This is a genomic window from Alcaligenes sp. AB3 (genome assembly GCF_031844565.1).
GTDB lineage: Bacteria > Pseudomonadota > Gammaproteobacteria > Burkholderiales > Burkholderiaceae_B > Alcaligenes > Alcaligenes faecalis.
Window position 1 is genome coordinate 1 of sequence record NZ_JAUZVM010000011.1, and the last position, 14,271, is coordinate 14,271.

15 protein-coding genes are annotated in these 14,271 nt (G+C 55.9%); 4 read left to right on the forward strand and 11 right to left on the reverse strand.

Features of this window, described 5'->3' with window-relative positions:
- The first annotated feature begins 346 nt into the window (after nt 1–346).
- The gene (locus tag Q9R35_RS16785; RefSeq protein ID WP_052363033.1) at nt 347–1,117 is read left to right on the forward strand and encodes a Crp/Fnr family transcriptional regulator; all 771 of its coding nucleotides are present in this window, start codon (nt 347–349) and stop codon (nt 1,115–1,117) included.
- On the opposite strand, the gene Q9R35_RS16790 is transcribed toward Q9R35_RS16785, so the two are convergent.
- Both Q9R35_RS16790 and Q9R35_RS16795 read right to left on the reverse strand, forming a co-directional pair.
- Nucleotides 1,056–2,423, reverse strand: coding sequence for a hypothetical protein (locus Q9R35_RS16790; protein WP_311220152.1), 1,368 nt, complete (start codon nt 2,421–2,423; stop codon nt 1,056–1,058). The two genes, Q9R35_RS16785 and Q9R35_RS16790, sit on opposite strands and share 62 nt — an antisense overlap.
- A gap of 4 nt (nt 2,424–2,427) precedes the next feature.
- Nucleotides 2,428–2,649 (reverse strand): DUF2249 domain-containing protein, encoded by a 222-nt coding sequence (locus Q9R35_RS16795; RefSeq protein WP_042488711.1) that lies wholly within the window; start codon nt 2,647–2,649, stop codon nt 2,428–2,430.
- 248 nt (nt 2,650–2,897) lie between these two features.
- On the opposite strand from Q9R35_RS16795, the gene Q9R35_RS16800 reads away from it, so the two are divergent.
- Genes Q9R35_RS16800 through Q9R35_RS16810 form a run of 3 tightly spaced genes read left to right on the forward strand, consistent with a single transcriptional unit; the run spans nt 2,898 to nt 5,327 of the window.
- On the forward strand, nt 2,898–3,893 hold the full coding sequence (locus Q9R35_RS16800; RefSeq protein WP_042488709.1) for a peptidase U32 family protein: 996 nt from the start codon (nt 2,898–2,900) through the stop codon (nt 3,891–3,893).
- 18 nt (nt 3,894–3,911) lie between these two features.
- Entirely contained in the window at nt 3,912–4,814 is a 903-nt protein-coding gene (locus Q9R35_RS16805) for a U32 family peptidase (protein WP_311220153.1), read from the forward strand.
- Nucleotides 4,815–4,829: 15 nt separating this feature from the next.
- Nucleotides 4,830–5,327: an SCP2 sterol-binding domain-containing protein gene (locus Q9R35_RS16810; RefSeq protein WP_311220154.1), complete on the forward strand. Its 498-nt coding sequence runs from the start codon at nt 4,830–4,832 to the stop codon at nt 5,325–5,327.
- 5 nt (nt 5,328–5,332) lie between these two features.
- On the opposite strand, the gene Q9R35_RS16815 is transcribed toward Q9R35_RS16810, so the two are convergent.
- The 9 genes from Q9R35_RS16815 to Q9R35_RS16855 form a co-directional block, all read right to left on the reverse strand.
- The gene (locus tag Q9R35_RS16815) at nt 5,333–6,082 is read right to left on the reverse strand and encodes an anaerobic ribonucleoside-triphosphate reductase activating protein (protein WP_311220155.1); all 750 of its coding nucleotides are present in this window, start codon (nt 6,080–6,082) and stop codon (nt 5,333–5,335) included.
- Nucleotides 6,083–6,099: 17 nt separating this feature from the next.
- Nucleotides 6,100–6,282: an anaerobic ribonucleoside-triphosphate reductase gene (gene nrdD / locus Q9R35_RS16820; protein WP_311220156.1), complete on the reverse strand. Its 183-nt coding sequence runs from the start codon at nt 6,280–6,282 to the stop codon at nt 6,100–6,102.
- 176 nt (nt 6,283–6,458) lie between these two features.
- Nucleotides 6,459–8,351, reverse strand: coding sequence for a ribonucleoside triphosphate reductase (locus Q9R35_RS16825; RefSeq protein ID WP_311220157.1), 1,893 nt, complete (start codon nt 8,349–8,351; stop codon nt 6,459–6,461).
- Between the two features lie 458 nt (nt 8,352–8,809).
- Complete coding sequence (locus tag Q9R35_RS16830) at nt 8,810–9,268, reverse strand: HIT family protein (protein WP_086069588.1); 459 nt, start codon at nt 9,266–9,268, stop codon at nt 8,810–8,812.
- Complete coding sequence (gene trpC, locus Q9R35_RS16835) at nt 9,265–10,065, reverse strand: indole-3-glycerol phosphate synthase TrpC (protein ID WP_042488673.1); 801 nt, start codon at nt 10,063–10,065, stop codon at nt 9,265–9,267. Before trpC ends, Q9R35_RS16830 begins: the two co-directional genes overlap by 4 nt.
- Entirely contained in the window at nt 10,062–11,096 is a 1,035-nt protein-coding gene (gene trpD / locus Q9R35_RS16840) for an anthranilate phosphoribosyltransferase (protein WP_311220158.1), read from the reverse strand. Before trpD ends, trpC begins: the two co-directional genes overlap by 4 nt.
- Before the next feature lie 3 nt (nt 11,097–11,099).
- The gene (locus Q9R35_RS16845) at nt 11,100–11,663 is read right to left on the reverse strand and encodes an aminodeoxychorismate/anthranilate synthase component II (RefSeq protein WP_021447083.1); all 564 of its coding nucleotides are present in this window, start codon (nt 11,661–11,663) and stop codon (nt 11,100–11,102) included.
- Nucleotides 11,664–11,701: 38 nt separating this feature from the next.
- On the reverse strand, nt 11,702–13,222 hold the full coding sequence (gene trpE / locus Q9R35_RS16850; protein ID WP_042488668.1) for an anthranilate synthase component I: 1,521 nt from the start codon (nt 13,220–13,222) through the stop codon (nt 11,702–11,704).
- 215 nt (nt 13,223–13,437) lie between these two features.
- Complete coding sequence (locus Q9R35_RS16855; protein ID WP_171902924.1) at nt 13,438–14,118, reverse strand: phosphoglycolate phosphatase; 681 nt, start codon at nt 14,116–14,118, stop codon at nt 13,438–13,440.
- Nucleotides 14,119–14,271: the final 153 nt, after the last annotated feature.

Consider the following 14,271-nt stretch of genomic DNA (forward strand, 5'->3'; position numbering starts at 1 on the left):
ACCCCCGCAAGCGCACCGCTTGCGGGGGTTTTGTTTTATGCGTCGCCCACGCACAGGCCAGCGGCACGCTCTGCTGACATGCAGGCCTGATCTCCTGGATCATCGCTTCAGGTGCACCTCCACCCCTTCATATTCCCTACCTGCAACATGGTCAATCTTGACCGCTTCTTGCTTGGATCTGTCCTTAAGTCATGCTGAACTAGCAGTTCTGACTGACTTTCTGCCTCCTCTTCACCTCCTCTATTTATCTGTTTGACGTGCGTCAATCAGGCGCCGAGCTAATCTGAACAAGAGGGAAGGGAGTGTGTCAGTCTAGCTATGGTTCTATTTGGCTTATGGAAAAGATATGGCGGCTCAAGACACGGCCTCGCAGGCAAGCAATGATGATTTGTCGGACACCAGGCTCGTGCAGGGGGAAGGACCTGGACGCTGGAAACGCATACAGGCTCAGTTGGCTCATCTACCTATATTCAAGGAGCTGCCTCCAGACCAGTTGGAGCCTATCGCCAAAGGTACTCAGGAAGTGCACGCCTTGCGCGGGACGACTTTATTCCACAGCGGTGACCCTTGTTTGGGCTTTCACATGCTGGTTTATGGCCGCGTGAAACTGGTCTTTGTCTCGTCCACGGGTTCCGAGCGCGTTGTGCGTTTGGTCGGGCCAGGGGAAGGCTTTGGTGAGGCATTGATGTTCATGGGCCGTAATTACATCGTGACGGCCCAGACTTTGGTGGATTCTCTGCTTTTGCATATCAACAGAGACACTTTGATGGAACAGCTGGAGAAGGGCAGTGATGTTGCCCGCCTGATGCTGGCTGGTTTAAGCGAGCGGCTGTATCGCTTGATGGGCGAGTTGGAGGCCTATACGCTGCAAAATGGGGTGCAACGTCTGGTGAATTACCTTTTGCAGGAGTGGCCGGGCGAAGAGGGTGTCCCCTTCAGGATTGATGTTGGCAAGTCCGTCATTGCCTCCCGCCTGAATCTGACCCCGGAGCACTTGTCACGTACCTTGCGTGATTTGATGGACCGGGATCTGATTCGGGTTCAGCGGCGTAATTTTACGATTCTGGACAGTGCGGCTTTACGGCAATATGGTGCTCTGCCTGATATGCGTGGATAGCGCGCAGGCTATGGCGATAACGCTGCCAGGCTGTCCATAGATTCCACGACAGGGTCGCAAAGGACAGCAGCAAGGCAGGGGCTGCCAACCACGCGAAAGATTCGATACCCAAGCTTGCGCCTGTCCAAAGTATCAGGCTCAGGCTATGCAAAGCCCAATGCGCGCGGGCGGTGGATGCGGGGATGTAGTTGGCAGTCTTGGGGATAAGGCGCAAGAGGGCACGCGTGTGCTCGGTATTGTCCGTATCCATGCTGACCTGCTCCTGGGCCTCGCGCCAAAGCAGAAAAGGCACGATGGTATAGAGCATTCCACAGACGACGGAGCCCAAGGCTCCCATAATCAGCAAGACTCCTATGGCCAGCTCTGCGTTGGAGGCGGCGGGATTATGGGTCCAGAAGTTTAAAAGGACCGCAATCAACAGGCTGCTTAAAGAGCTATACCAGAACAGGGTGCTGGCTCCTGCTGTTGGACGTTTGCGTTTCCAGAGTCGCGCCCAGGTAATCACTGCCCATAAGCCGTAGCTTAAAAATATCAGGTAGATGACCAGATCGCGCACAGGTAGCCAGGAGCCGGGCAAAGAGGCCAGGCCCCATTGTGCGATCAACAATGCACCTACAACCCAAGGTAGCCAACGTACCAGGGGCGCCGGATAGAGTTCGGTGATCTGAAAAATAGGCAGCAGCTGGAACGACATGGCAATCAGCAGCAAGCCTGCCCAAGCGGCCAAACCCATCATCACGTGCAGGTTCAGCAGATTGGCGACGGCTTGTTCGCTTGCCAGAGCAACCAGCATGGCAAGCCCTGTTGAGACGGTCAGCAGCAGACCCAGCAAGGCCAGGCGAATAGGAGCGACAATCTCTTTGGCGCCGCGAAAGACGTCGCGCCGAGAGCGCCACAAGGCCAGCATGACAGTCAGCAGATAGCCCCCTAGAGCCATGGCCAGACAAGCGCCGGCCAGCGTGTATACCCAGCTTTGCCAGCTAAGAAAGCCTGTCATCAGCAACAGTGTGCCGGCGCTGAGCAAGCACCAAAAAACGAGGGCCCGACCGCGTGGTACCTGAATAGGCACATTACAGGCCACCGCCAGAATATGCGCCAAAGAGGCAAACATGGCGCTACCCACAATTCCCAAGGTCCAGGCATGAGTCAAGGCCAAGGTAGTCGGGTGCCAGCGGGAGTTGAATAATTCCGGTCCGCTATAGAGCGCCAATATGGCGGCCAGCAGTCCAAAAAATGGGACGTTCGCAAACAGGGGCAGGGTCAGTGACAAAGAGGGCGACTGATCCAGCGATAAAGCGCGTTGCATAGACTTAGTTCCTGCGGATGATGAGCTGAAAGCCGTTTTCCTGGTGTGTGCCGTGATATTTGAAACCACTGCGTCGCAGGATTTCATACAAAGGGAAGGGCTCTCGATCCAGCCACATGAGCAAGGCTTGGGTGGGAGCCAGTTCGGCCAGTGCTTCCAGGCAATGCTCCAAAGGTTCCGGTGCGGGCAGGCCGCGAGTATCCAGCATGATCTCAGTTTGTGTCATCAAGACTCCAGCACGAAAGGCTTGGAAGGCATTGTGTACCATTCTGCCCGCCTATGGCGCAGGCAAAGTGGGACTTGTTTGCCACGGGTCAGGAGGTGGAAAGAATTTGATATGCGTTAAGGCCCCTTAATTTCAGAGCAGGCATAGTGGTGGTCTTGTCGAGCCAGGATCCGCCCTGGCCAGATTGCTGATCGGGGAGTGTCATGAATACAGCGTCCACGGCTTTAGCCGCGTCCGATAACCCGCAGATGGAACTGGTTTGCCCCGCGGGCAGCTTGCCTGCCTTGAAAGCGGCGATTGATAACGGCGCCGATAGTGTTTACCTGGGGTTCCGGGATGCCACCAACGCCCGGAACTTCGCCGGGCTTAATTTTGATGCGCAGGCGATTGCACAAGGGATTGATTACGCGCATCAGCGCGGCCGCAAGGTTTTGCTGGCTCTCAATACCTACCCGCAACCCAATGCCTGGCAGCAGTGGCGCGACGCGGTGGACCGAGCCGCAGAGGCCCAAGTCGATGCGGTCATCATGGCAGATCCTGGCTTGATGGCGTATGCCAGCCAGGCACATCCCAATCTGCGCTTGCACTTGTCGGTGCAAGGTTCAGCCACCAATCCGGAAGCCATCAAGTATTACCACCAGAACTTTGGCATTCAGCGTGTGGTCTTGCCGCGCGTCTTGTCCATGGCCCAAGTGGAGCAGGTCTGTGAGCAGGTCCCTGTTCAAGTAGAAGTGTTTGGTTTTGGCAGTTTGTGCGTAATGGTGGAGGGCCGCTGTGCCTTGTCATCCTATGCCACAGGCGAGTCGCCCAATACACATGGTGTCTGTTCTCCCGCCGGGCATGTGCGTTGGGAGCAGACTGATCAGGGCCTGGAGTCGCGTCTGAATGGTGTGTTGATCGACCGCTATCAGGATGGCGAAAACGCGGCTTACCCCACTTTATGCAAAGGGCGTTTTGATGTGGCGGGCGAGAACTATTACGCCCTGGAAGAGCCTACCAGCCTGAACACCTTGTCCTTGTTGCCACAACTGTTGGCTGCGGGTGTCAGCGCAATCAAGATTGAAGGCCGACAGCGCAGCCCGGCTTATGTGGCTCAAGTTACCCAGGTTTGGCGGCAAGCCATTGATTCGGCCAAATCCACGCCAGCCCGTTATTCAGTCCATCCGGCCTGGATGGGGGCTTTGAACAAGTTGGCCGAAGGGCAGCAACATACGCTGGGTGCCTATTCTCGGCCCTGGAAGTAGAGCATGGGAGGCTCAAACATGAAATTATCCTTAGGCCCCTTGCAGTACTACTGGTCCCGCGTCGCCACCATGCAGTTTTATGAGTCGGCCTGCGATTGGCCGGTAGATGTGGTGTATCTGGGCGAGACCGTATGTTCACGCCGTCACGAACTACGACTGGATGATTGGCTGGATATCGCTCAGATGCTGGCCCAGGCCGGCAAAGTGCCGGTTCTGTCCAGCCAAGTCTTGCTGGAGTCCGGGCGGGACGTGAATACACTACGCAAGGTCACCGAGCAGGCTGATTATCTGGTCGAAGCCAACGATATGGGGGCAGTACGTTTGATGCAGGGCCGAGACTTTGTTGCCGGTCCTTTTTTGAATGTTTATAACGGGCCAGTGCTGGATTTGATCGCCTCTCAAGGCGCTGTGCGCTGGGTGATGCCTTTGGAAATGGGCCGTGCGGGATTGGCGCAGTTGCAGCAGGACAGACCTGCCGGTTTGGAAACCGAGGTCTTCGCCTTCGGGCGCTTGCCCCTGGCCTTCTCGGCCCGTTGCTTTGCGGCGCGTAACCGCAACTTGCCCAAGGATAACTGCCAATATGTATGCATGGACTATCCCGACGGGCTGTTACTGGAAACCCGTGAAGGGCAGGGTTTTCTGACGATCAACGGTATTCAGACTCAATCTGCCTGGGTATATACCTTGTTGGAGCAGGTGCTGGATTTGCGCGACTTGGGCGTGAATATGCTGCGCCTGAGCCCGCAATCTCAACATATGGACGCGGTCGTGCATTTGTTTAACGACGTGATTGAGGGGCGTATTCAGGCAATAGATGCCCACGAGGATATGCTGCCTTTACTGCCCGCTAAAGCCTGCAACGGTTTCTGGCATGGTCGGCCCGGTTTGGAATGGGTGTCGCCGGTGTCAGAGCGTTTTTAAGGGAGGGATACAAAAGTGAATGAAATAACGACTCCCCGTTTACCCGCTGTTGTGGCGGGTGTTCTAAGCCGTCTACCCCCTTGGCCGGGCTCTTGTCTGTTTTGTACGGGCTTGAACGTGCTGATGCGCCCACACTTGCCGGCTGATATTGCCGAACGGCTGGAGGGCCGGGCTTTACGCATACAGGTGGCGGATGCTGGCTTGGCGTTTGACTATACCTGGCGTCAGGGCGCTTTTTACCCTTCGTCTGCGCGCGCGCAGAGTCCGGATCTGATTCTGAAAGCAGATCTTTGGGCTTTTTATCAGCTTTTGCAGCGGCAGGAAGACCCGGATACCTTGTTCTTTAATCGACGTTTGTCGATTGAGGGCGATACCGAATTGGGCTTGATGGTGAAAAACACCTTGGACGCCTTGGACCCCGACATTCTGCATCCGCGTGCCGTGCTCAAGCAGGGGAAAGCGGCTTTGCAGGATGTGCTGCGTCGCCCGATACGTACGCCAGCTTCTTCCTGAGACAGTTAAGAGCGCCGCACTTCAAAGTGTGGAAACAGCTTCTGGAGGTTTTCCAAAACTTCCGTTCCTGGGTAGGCCTGCAAAGCCTGCCCAGTTTCATTCAGGAAATCATCATCACAGCCTTGTGTGCGGAAAATCTGCACGGCATAGCGCTGGACGCCCAGCTCATGCAAGTGTTGCCCCAAAGCCTGTACCGAGGCGGGACTATGCAGTTGGGGATGAATGGTGCTGCGACATTCAAACAGAACGTCTTCATTCAGCAATAGCTGCAAGCTGCGTAAAGGCGCGGCCGCGCTATTGCTGCGTTGAGTAACGGCGTCGTAATGGCTGAACTCTGCCTTGATATCCAGGCCTATCCAGTCCACCCACGGCAGAATCTCCAACAGTCTGGCCGGATGTGTGCCTGCCGTGTGTAAACCAATTTTGAAGCCCAGCCTGCGCACCGCGCGTATGGCGGAACCCAGGGCTGGGTCCAGTGTGGGCTCGCCGCCGCTAAAGACGACGGCGTCCAACAGGCCGACTCGGCGATTCAGAAAATCCAGCAAGGCGTTCCAATCAATGGCACTGTCTGCCTTGCGCTCTTGCAGGTGAGGATTATGACAGTAGCCACAGCGCCAGGGGCAGCCTTGCACAAAGATGACAGCGGCTAATTGGCCGGGGTAATCCGTGGCTGAGAAAGGGGCACAGCCGCCCACTTTCAAGGCCACTTTGCGTGGAGGCATGGCTGGATATAGATGGCGTGTGGCGTAAGTCATGACACTTAAGTGGATGTTTACAGGGTTGGGGCAGTGTTGCTTATAGAGGCGCTGGCTTCGGTGAAGTAGCGTCGCTCGTGGAACTCGCCTTGCTTGCCAATATTGAAGGACGACATGGGACGGTGGTAGCCCATGACGCGTGTCCAGATTTCGCAAGGTTGGCGTTCGGAATCTTGAAGAGTGATGGTGTCGGTGTTCATGAATAACTCCCTGGATAAAAGGGCCGTCACGCTAAGCGGATGTGACTAGCTAGTTGTGTGCCAAAAGGCTGGTTGTAGATAAACGCTGAGGAAAACAAAAAGCCTGGTTTCAGCTGCGCTAAGTGGATTGGGTGTAGTCAATCTGGATAAAAGAGATCTGTTCGAAAAGATCAGCTTTAATAGACTGGTGTCGGTGTCGGTGTCGGTGTCGGTGTCGGTGTCGGTGTCGGTGTCGGTGTCGGTGTCGGTGTCGGTGTCGGTGTCGGTGTCGGTGTCGGTGTTGCTGCCTGCGACGGCATTGAGGATTCCGCGCCCCCGTCGTTTTGAGCGTCAGTTTCGACTCTGGCCTGAGCTATCTTGTTGGCCAGCAGTTCACTATCGCAATGTGGACAAAACTCATGTTTTCCAGACAGATAGCCGTGTTTAGGGCAGATGGAAAAAGTGGGCGTGACGGTGATGTAAGGTAAGGAAAAACGGTTCAAGGCTCGTTGCACCAGATTGCGGCAGGCGTCGGTGCTGGACAGGGCCTCGGTCATGTACAGGTGCAGCACGGTGCCGCCGGTATATTTGCCTTGCAGCTCGTCTTGTCGCTCCAGCGCTTCGAAAGGATCTTCGGTAAAGCCCACCGGCAGCTGTGAGGAATTGGTGTAGTAGGGCATCTGCTCGGTCCCTGCTTGCAAAATGTCGGGCCAGCGGGCGCGATCTTCTTTGGCAAAGCGATAAGTGGTGCCCTCGGCAGGGGTGGCTTCCAGGTTGTACAGGTGGCCGGTGCTTTCCTGAAACTCCACCATGCGCTCCCGAATGTGATCCAGCAAACGCAAGGCAAAGCGGTGTCCCCACGGCGTGCAAAGATTCTGCTTGTCCTGGGTAAAGTTGCGGATCATCTCGTTAATGCCGTTGACCCCCAGCGTGGAGAAGTGATTACGCAAGGTGCCCAGATAGCGGCGTGTGTAAGGAAACAGCCCTTGGTCCATATGTTGCTGGATCACCGTGCGCTTGATTTCCAGGCTGTCACGACCCATTTCCAGCAGTTCATCCAAACGGGCAAACAGACCGGCTTCATTGCCTTGATACAGATACCCCAGGCGGGCGCAGTTCAGAGTGACCACTCCCAGGGAGCCGGTTTGCTCGGCGGAGCCAAACAAGCCATTGCCGCGTTTGAGCAGCTCGCGCAGATCCAGCTGCAGGCGGCAGCACATGGAGCGGATCATATTGGGTTCCAGCTCGGAGTTAATGAAGTTCTGGAAGTAGGGCAGGCCATATTTGGCCGTCATGGCAAACAGGCGCTCGGCATTCGGGCTGTGCCAGTCAAAATCCCGGGTGATGTTGTAGGTGGGAATCGGGAAGGTGAAGGCACGGCCACGGGCATCGCCCTCGCTCATGACTTCGATATAGGCCTGGTTGATCATGTCCATTTCGGCTTGCAGATCCCCGTAGCAAAACGGCATTTCTACACCACCGATTTGCGGCACTTGCTCGCGCAGGTCTTCCGGACATACCCAATCAAAGGTCAGATTGGTAAAGGGCGTCTGCGTACCCCAGCGTGAGGGTACGTTCAGGTTGTAGATCAGCTCCTGCATGCATTGGCGCACCTGCTTGTAGCTCAGGTCGTCCTTGCGGATGAAGGGTGCCATATAGGTATCAAAGGAGCTGAAAGCCTGGGCGCCAGCCCATTCGTTTTGCAGGGTGCCCAGGAAATTGACGACCTGGCCAACTGCACTGCTTAGATGCTGCGGTGGGCCGGATTCGATTTTTCCGGGTACGCCATTGAGCCCTTCATTCAGGAAAGTGCGCAAGGACCAGCCGGCGCAGTAACCAGAGAGCATGTCCAGATCGTGGATGTGCAGGTCAGCCTGACGGTGTGCCTGACCGATGGCTTCGGGGTACACATGGCTGAGCCAGTAGTTGGCAATCATCTTGCCCGAGCTGTTCAGAATCAGTCCGCCCAGCGAGTAGCCCTGGTTGGCATTGGCCTGGACGCGCCAGTCCTGGCGGTCCAGATATTCGGTAATGGAGCGGATGATGTCCAGCTGAGCAGCTGGACGCGTTGCGGTTTCCTGGGTAGCCATATTTTTCACCAAAACCTATATATAGTGATTTTTAGGATTCACGACACTATATATGGTGGTTTTTGAAGGGGCTAGGCGATTGTCCTCCAGGCTTGATCTAGGTTAATTTTGTGTTCGAAGTGACTGGATCAAGGATTTTGTCGGAAGGAAGTCGTTGGGCACTCCTTACCCTGATCGTTTGTAGGTGGAGATTTGTGAAGTCGAGGTGGTCGTGCTGCCAGGTGTAAAGAGTTGGCTATGGCCATGCTATGCAAGCAAGTTGTTTATGTGGGCTGCGTGCAAGTAGCACAACAGCAGCTTGGCTCCTGCTGGTGGAGTCGCACTGTAGCGGGCTTCACGGATAAGCGGTGTACTTGTCTGTTACAGTGCGCCGTCTCTTTTCCGGGAGGCAAAAAATACCCGCTGACTTTTTACAGGCCAGCGGGTATTTCTTGAATAGCAGGACTTGAATAGCGGGTTTAGTGCTTGAATCGTGCTTTTAGCGCAGTACACAGTGCCTGCTGATACTGGCTGACTTGCTCAAGCAGGCGTTCTTCGTGGGAAGCCCAGCCTTGCTTTTGTTCTTCTGTGCGTGTGGGGGCGGGCGACCAGGCAGAGTCCGGAAAGAACGGGTCGTCCTTCCAGCGAGGGATGATGTGCCAATGCAGATGCGGCACCTGATTCCCGAATTGGGCCAGATTGATCTTGGTGACCCCCAACTGCTCACGTTGAGTCTGTTCGACCACGTAGACCGCCGCCATGATGTATTGCCGCTGTTCCTCAGACAAATCTGTCATTTCAGCCACGTGCTCTTGCCAGATCACTCGCGTATAGCCAGGAAATGGGCTGTCTGTGACAGCCAGTACCTGTAGCCCTGCGCCCGACCATAGCAATTGATCGGGCTTCAAGGCGCACAGGGGGCAAGCGGTGCTGCTCATGCAGGCTGACCGAAGAACAGGTTTTGCAGGGCGACGCCCGGATCAGGCTCACGCATGAAAGCTTCACCCACCAGGAAGGCTTGCACCTGGTTCTCACGCATCAGGGCCACGTCTTCAATAGTGTGGATACCGCTTTCGGTGACAACGCGTTTTTCGCTGGGGATAAAGGGCAGCAGGTCCAGGGTGTTCTGGGTGCTGGTTTCAAAGGTGCGCAGATTGCGGTTATTGATGCCCAGCAGGCTGGTCTTCATTTGCAAGGCAATGTCCAGCTCGGCGCGGTCATGCACTTCAACCAGCACGTCCATGCCCAGTTCGTGGGCCATTTCTTCGTATTCCATCAGTTGATCCTGCTCCAGCGCGGCGACGATCAGCAGGATGCAGTCGGCACCCATGGCACGAGCATGGATGATCTGGTAGGGGTCAATGATGAAATCTTTGCGCAGTACGGGCAGCGCGCATACGGCACGGGCCTGACGCAGGTGATCGTAGGAACCCTGGAAATACTGAATATCGGTCAGGACTGACAGGCAGGCCGCACCGTGGGCGGCGTAGCTGGAAGCAATTTCCGTGGGGTTGAAGTCGGCGCGGATCACACCCTTGGACGGGGATGCCTTTTTGACTTCCGCAATAATGGCAGGCTTGCCTTGAGCAATCTTGTCTTCAATCGCGCTAGCAAAGCCGCGCAGGTCGTTCCGGTTCTTCGCTTCGCGCAGCAGGTCGGACTCGCTGCGCAGTTGGCGGGCGGTGACGACTTCAGCTCTTTTGGTGTCGAGGATCTTGGCCAGAATGTCGTTCATGGATTTAACTTCCTTGTATAAGCGCGGAATTGTTCGAGTTTTTCGCGGGCGGCACCGTTGGCAATGGCCTCAAAAGCCATGTGCAGGCCTTGTTCAATGGAGTCGGCGTGGTTGGCGGCATAGATGGCCAAACCAGCATTGAGGCCCACGATATCACGAGCCGTACCCTCTTGGTTATTGAGGGCTTCCATAATCATGACGGCAGATTCTTCTTTGCTGGAGACGCGAATGCTGCGATTGGAGGTCATGGCCATACCAAAGTCTTCGGGGTGAATTTCGTATTCACGCACCTGGCCGTCTTTCAGTTCGCCCACCAGGGTGGCGGCACCCAGAGACGCTTCATCCATGCCGTCCTTGCCGTGCACGATCAGCACGTGCTTGGCCCCCAAGCGTTGCATCACACGGACCTGAATCCCCACCAGGTCGGGGTGAAAGACGCCCATCAGCTGGTTGGTTGCTCCGGCCGGGTTGGTCAGGGGGCCCAGAATATTGAAAATAGTGCGCACGCCCAGCTCTTTGCGGACGGCGGCGACGTTTTTCATCGCACCATGGTGAGCGGGGGCGAACATGAAGCCGATATTGGTTTCAGCAATACTTTGTGCCACTTGCTCAGGCGAGAAGGTCAGGTTGACGCCCAGGGCTTCCAGCACGTCTGCACTGCCGGACGAGGAAGACGCACTGCGGTTGCCGTGCTTGGCTACTTTCACCCCTACGGAGGCGGCCACAAACATGGAAGCGGTGGAGATATTGAAGGTATTGGAGCCGTCGCCGCCTGTACCGCACATATCCAGCAGTTCGTCCGGGTTAGGCGTAATGACGGGGGTGGCAAATTCGCGCATCACCTGGGCGGCGGCAGAAATTTCACCCACGCTTTCTTTTTTCACGCGCAGGCCCATCAGCAAGGCGGCCGCGATCTGGGGCGACATCTCGCCGCGCATCAGCATGCGCATCAAATGCAGCATTTCGTCGTGGAAGATTTCCCGGTGTTCGATACAGCGCACCAGTGCTTCGGTAGGAGTGATGGTGTTCATGATTTAAAGGTCCAGAAAGTTCTTCAGTAAGGCGTGGCCATGCTCGCTTAGCACCGACTCGGGGTGAAACTGCACGCCATAAATAGGCAATTCACGGTGACGGACACCCATGATCTCGCCGTCTTCAGTTTGTGCAGTCACTTCCAGGCAATCGGGCAGGCTGTCGCGCTCGATGGCCAGGGAGTGGTAGCGGGTGACGTTAAAGGGGGAGGGCAAGTTGCTGAATACGTCCGTGCCCTGGTGGGTAATCGGGGAGACTTTCCCATGCATGATTTGCTGCGCACGAATAATGCGTGCACCAAAAGCATGTCCGATCGCTTGATGACCCAGGCAGACGCCCAGAATCGGTAGCTTGCCGGCAAAGTGCTGGATCAGTGCAACCGACAGGCCCGCATCCGCAGGGGACTTGGGGCCGGGCGAGACGCACAGATGGCTGGGATTCAGGGCTTCAATCTCTTCAAGGGTGACTTGATCGTTGCGTCGTACCACTACTTCCTGGCCCAGTTCTCCAAAGTACTGGACCAGGTTGTAGGTAAACGAGTCATAGTTATCGAGCATGAACAGCATGGGAATTCTCCGGCAGAAAAAGAATGGCAGTCAGGCGATTAAATGGGTTCGTCCAGACCGAACTGCACTTGTTCGGCAGCGCGGATCACCGCACGTGCCTTGGCTTCGGTCTCTTGCCATTCTTTTTCGGGATCGGAGTCGGCCACGATGCCGGCGGCGGCTTGTACATAGAGCATGCCGTCCTTGATGACGCCGGTGCGAATGGCAATTGCCAGGTCCATTTCGCCCGAGTAGCTCAGGTAGCCAGCCGCACCACCGTACACACCACGACGTACGGGTTCCAGCTCATCAATGACTTCCATGGCGCGTACCTTGGGGGCGCCGGTCAGGGTTCCCGCCGGGAAGGAAGCGCGCAGCACGTCCATTTGACTCATGCCGTCTTGCAGTTCGCCGCAGACGTTGGAGACTAGGTGCTGAACATGCGAGTAGCGTTCGATTGCCATGGTGTCCGTCACTTGTACCGTGCCGGTTTTGGCGATGCGACCAATATCGTTGCGGGCCAGGTCAATCAGCATCAGGTGTTCAGCGCGTTCTTTAGGATCGGACTTCAGTTCGGCGGCCAGTGCGGCATCGGCTTCAGGCGTGGCTCCGCGTTTGCGGGTGCCGGCCAGTGGGCGAATAGTGACGCGTTCCATGTTGCGGCCATCCTGACGGTGTTCTTCCTGTCGTACCAGAATTTCTGGCGATGCACCCACGACCTGGAAGTCGTCGAAGTTCCAGAAGTACATGTAAGGCGATGGGTTCAGCGAACGCAGGGCACGGTACAGGGACAGGGGCGAGTCGCGGAAAGGCTTGGTGATGACCTGGCCGATCTGCACTTGCATCAGATCACCGGCTGCAATGTAGTCCTTGGCGCGGGCCACGGCCTTCAGGTAATCCTCTTTGTCGAAGTCACGTTCGCATTCGGTTTGCATGCTGGCGTAGGCGTAAGGGATCACGACGGGCGAGCGCAGTTTTTCGCGCAGATCTTTCAGACGGCGCTTGGCCAGTACGTAGGCTTCGGGCTGGGCAGGATCGGCGTAGACCAGCAGGTAAGTGCGGCCTGCCAGATTATCCACAATCACCAGCTCGTCCACTTGCAGCAGCATGATGTCCGGTACGCCTTCTTCCTGGTCGGAAGGGAAGGGTTTGCGGTTCATGCCCAGGGACGGTTCGATGTGGCGCACCGTGTCGTAGCCAAAGTAACCAGCCAAGCCACCTGCAAAGCGGGGCATGCCAGGACGCAGGGCGACTTTGAAACGCGCCTGGAACTGTTCGATGAATTCCAGCGGATCGCCTTCGGCTGTTTCGACAATCTTGCCATCGTGCAGCACTTGGGTGTGGCGGCCATAGCTGCGGATCACGGTACGGGCAGGCAGGCCAATAAAGGAGTAGCGACCGAACTGCTCGCCGCCCACAACCGATTCCATCAGGCAGCTGTAACGTCCACCTTCGGGGCCGTTGTGCGCCAGTTTCAGATAAATCGACAGGGGCGTATCCAGGTCGGCATAGGTTTCCGCAATCAGGGGAATGCGGTTGAAGCCTTCTGCTGCTAGGGCATTGAATTCTATTTCTGTCATTGGGATCTCGAGGGTCAGTGGGTACGACGAGCCGGACAGAAACAAAAAAAGCCCGGTCGTTGTGATTACCGGGCTTATTTTCCTGGAGGCGGTCCGCTGTGTACTACTTTGCAGGGACGCCAGACTTCAAGGTTATATCTACCCGATACACGAACGCCACCAGCGCCAATAAGCGCCGTAGATTGTGGTTGCGTAAGTGCGAGTAGACATGAATTTTATGACGTAGATATGGTGTTGCGTTTATTGCGCAGCCAAGTGGCCGCGTCGGCAATAGAGGCAACTATACCATCGGAATCCAGGCTTTGCACATCCTTGCCTTCGTTATAGCCGTAAGGAACCAACAGTATGGGGATTTGTGCGGCACGGGCTGCCTGGGCGTCATTCATGGAGTCCCCAATGACCAGAGCCTGTTCAGGAGCCTGCTTCATTTGCTCGCAGGCGTACAGAAAAGGCATGGGGTCGGGTTTTTTGCGCGGACAAGTATCGCCGCCCACAATCAGCTCGAAATAGGGGCTTAAACCAGTTTGTTCCAGCAAGGGGCGCGCAAATTGTTCGGGCTTGTTGGTGACCACTGCCAGGCGTAAACCCTGGCTTTTAAAGTCATCCAATCCTTCTAGTACACCGGGATACAGGCGGCTGTGTTGGCCATTACATAATTGGTAATGGTAATAAAATGATTCCAATGCTTGGGTGTAATCGGCAGGAGGATTGGGCAGGTCGGTCAGGGCGCGTCGCACCAGATTTTCCGAGCCTTTGCCCACGAAAGTGGCGATACGCTCCTCTGGAAGCACCGGCAGACCGAGATCAAGACGCATGGCATTGCAGGCAGAGGCCAGATCAGGAATGGTGTCCAGAAGGGTGCCATCCAAATCGAACAGTACAGAGAAAATATTCATCTTTTTGTAGCGAGCTTGTGACAAAATATTGTCAAATTCCTGTTAAGGTCGAGCAGAAAAAGTTTTCCGAACATCGGGTTTTTCATTTCGTTTGATTCATCATGTTAAAGCTCCTTACTGCACGCGGGCTTATCAATTTAGTGAGCAAACCGT

What these genes read in the sequence shown, in the direction of transcription:
- Q9R35_RS16825 (WP_311220157.1), bottom strand. Translation starts at nt 8,351, where the DNA reads ATGGCTACCCAGGAAACCGCAACGCGTCCAGCTGCTCAGCTGGACATC.
- Q9R35_RS16855 (WP_171902924.1), bottom strand. Translation starts at nt 14,118, where the DNA reads ATGAATATTTTCTCTGTACTGTTCGATTTGGATGGCACCCTTCTGGAC.
- Q9R35_RS16795 (WP_042488711.1), bottom strand. Translation starts at nt 2,649, where the DNA reads ATGACACAAACTGAGATCATGCTGGATACTCGCGGCCTGCCCGCACCG.
- trpD (WP_311220158.1), bottom strand. Translation starts at nt 11,096, where the DNA reads ATGAACACCATCACTCCTACCGAAGCACTGGTGCGCTGTATCGAACAC.
- Q9R35_RS16790 (WP_311220152.1), bottom strand. Translation starts at nt 2,423, where the DNA reads ATGCAACGCGCTTTATCGCTGGATCAGTCGCCCTCTTTGTCACTGACC.
- Q9R35_RS16830 (WP_086069588.1), bottom strand. Translation starts at nt 9,268, where the DNA reads ATGAGCAGCACCGCTTGCCCCCTGTGCGCCTTGAAGCCCGATCAATTG.
- Q9R35_RS16845 (WP_021447083.1), bottom strand. Translation starts at nt 11,663, where the DNA reads ATGCTGTTCATGCTCGATAACTATGACTCGTTTACCTACAACCTGGTC.
- Q9R35_RS16815 (WP_311220155.1), bottom strand. Translation starts at nt 6,082, where the DNA reads ATGACTTACGCCACACGCCATCTATATCCAGCCATGCCTCCACGCAAA.
- Q9R35_RS16805 (WP_311220153.1), top strand. Translation starts at nt 3,912, where the DNA reads ATGAAATTATCCTTAGGCCCCTTGCAGTACTACTGGTCCCGCGTCGCC.
- nrdD (WP_311220156.1), bottom strand. Translation starts at nt 6,282, where the DNA reads ATGAACACCGACACCATCACTCTTCAAGATTCCGAACGCCAACCTTGC.
- trpE (WP_042488668.1), bottom strand. Translation starts at nt 13,222, where the DNA reads ATGACAGAAATAGAATTCAATGCCCTAGCAGCAGAAGGCTTCAACCGC.
- Q9R35_RS16800 (WP_042488709.1), top strand. Translation starts at nt 2,898, where the DNA reads ATGGAACTGGTTTGCCCCGCGGGCAGCTTGCCTGCCTTGAAAGCGGCG.
- trpC (WP_042488673.1), bottom strand. Translation starts at nt 10,065, where the DNA reads ATGAACGACATTCTGGCCAAGATCCTCGACACCAAAAGAGCTGAAGTC.
- Q9R35_RS16785 (WP_052363033.1), top strand. Translation starts at nt 347, where the DNA reads ATGGCGGCTCAAGACACGGCCTCGCAGGCAAGCAATGATGATTTGTCG.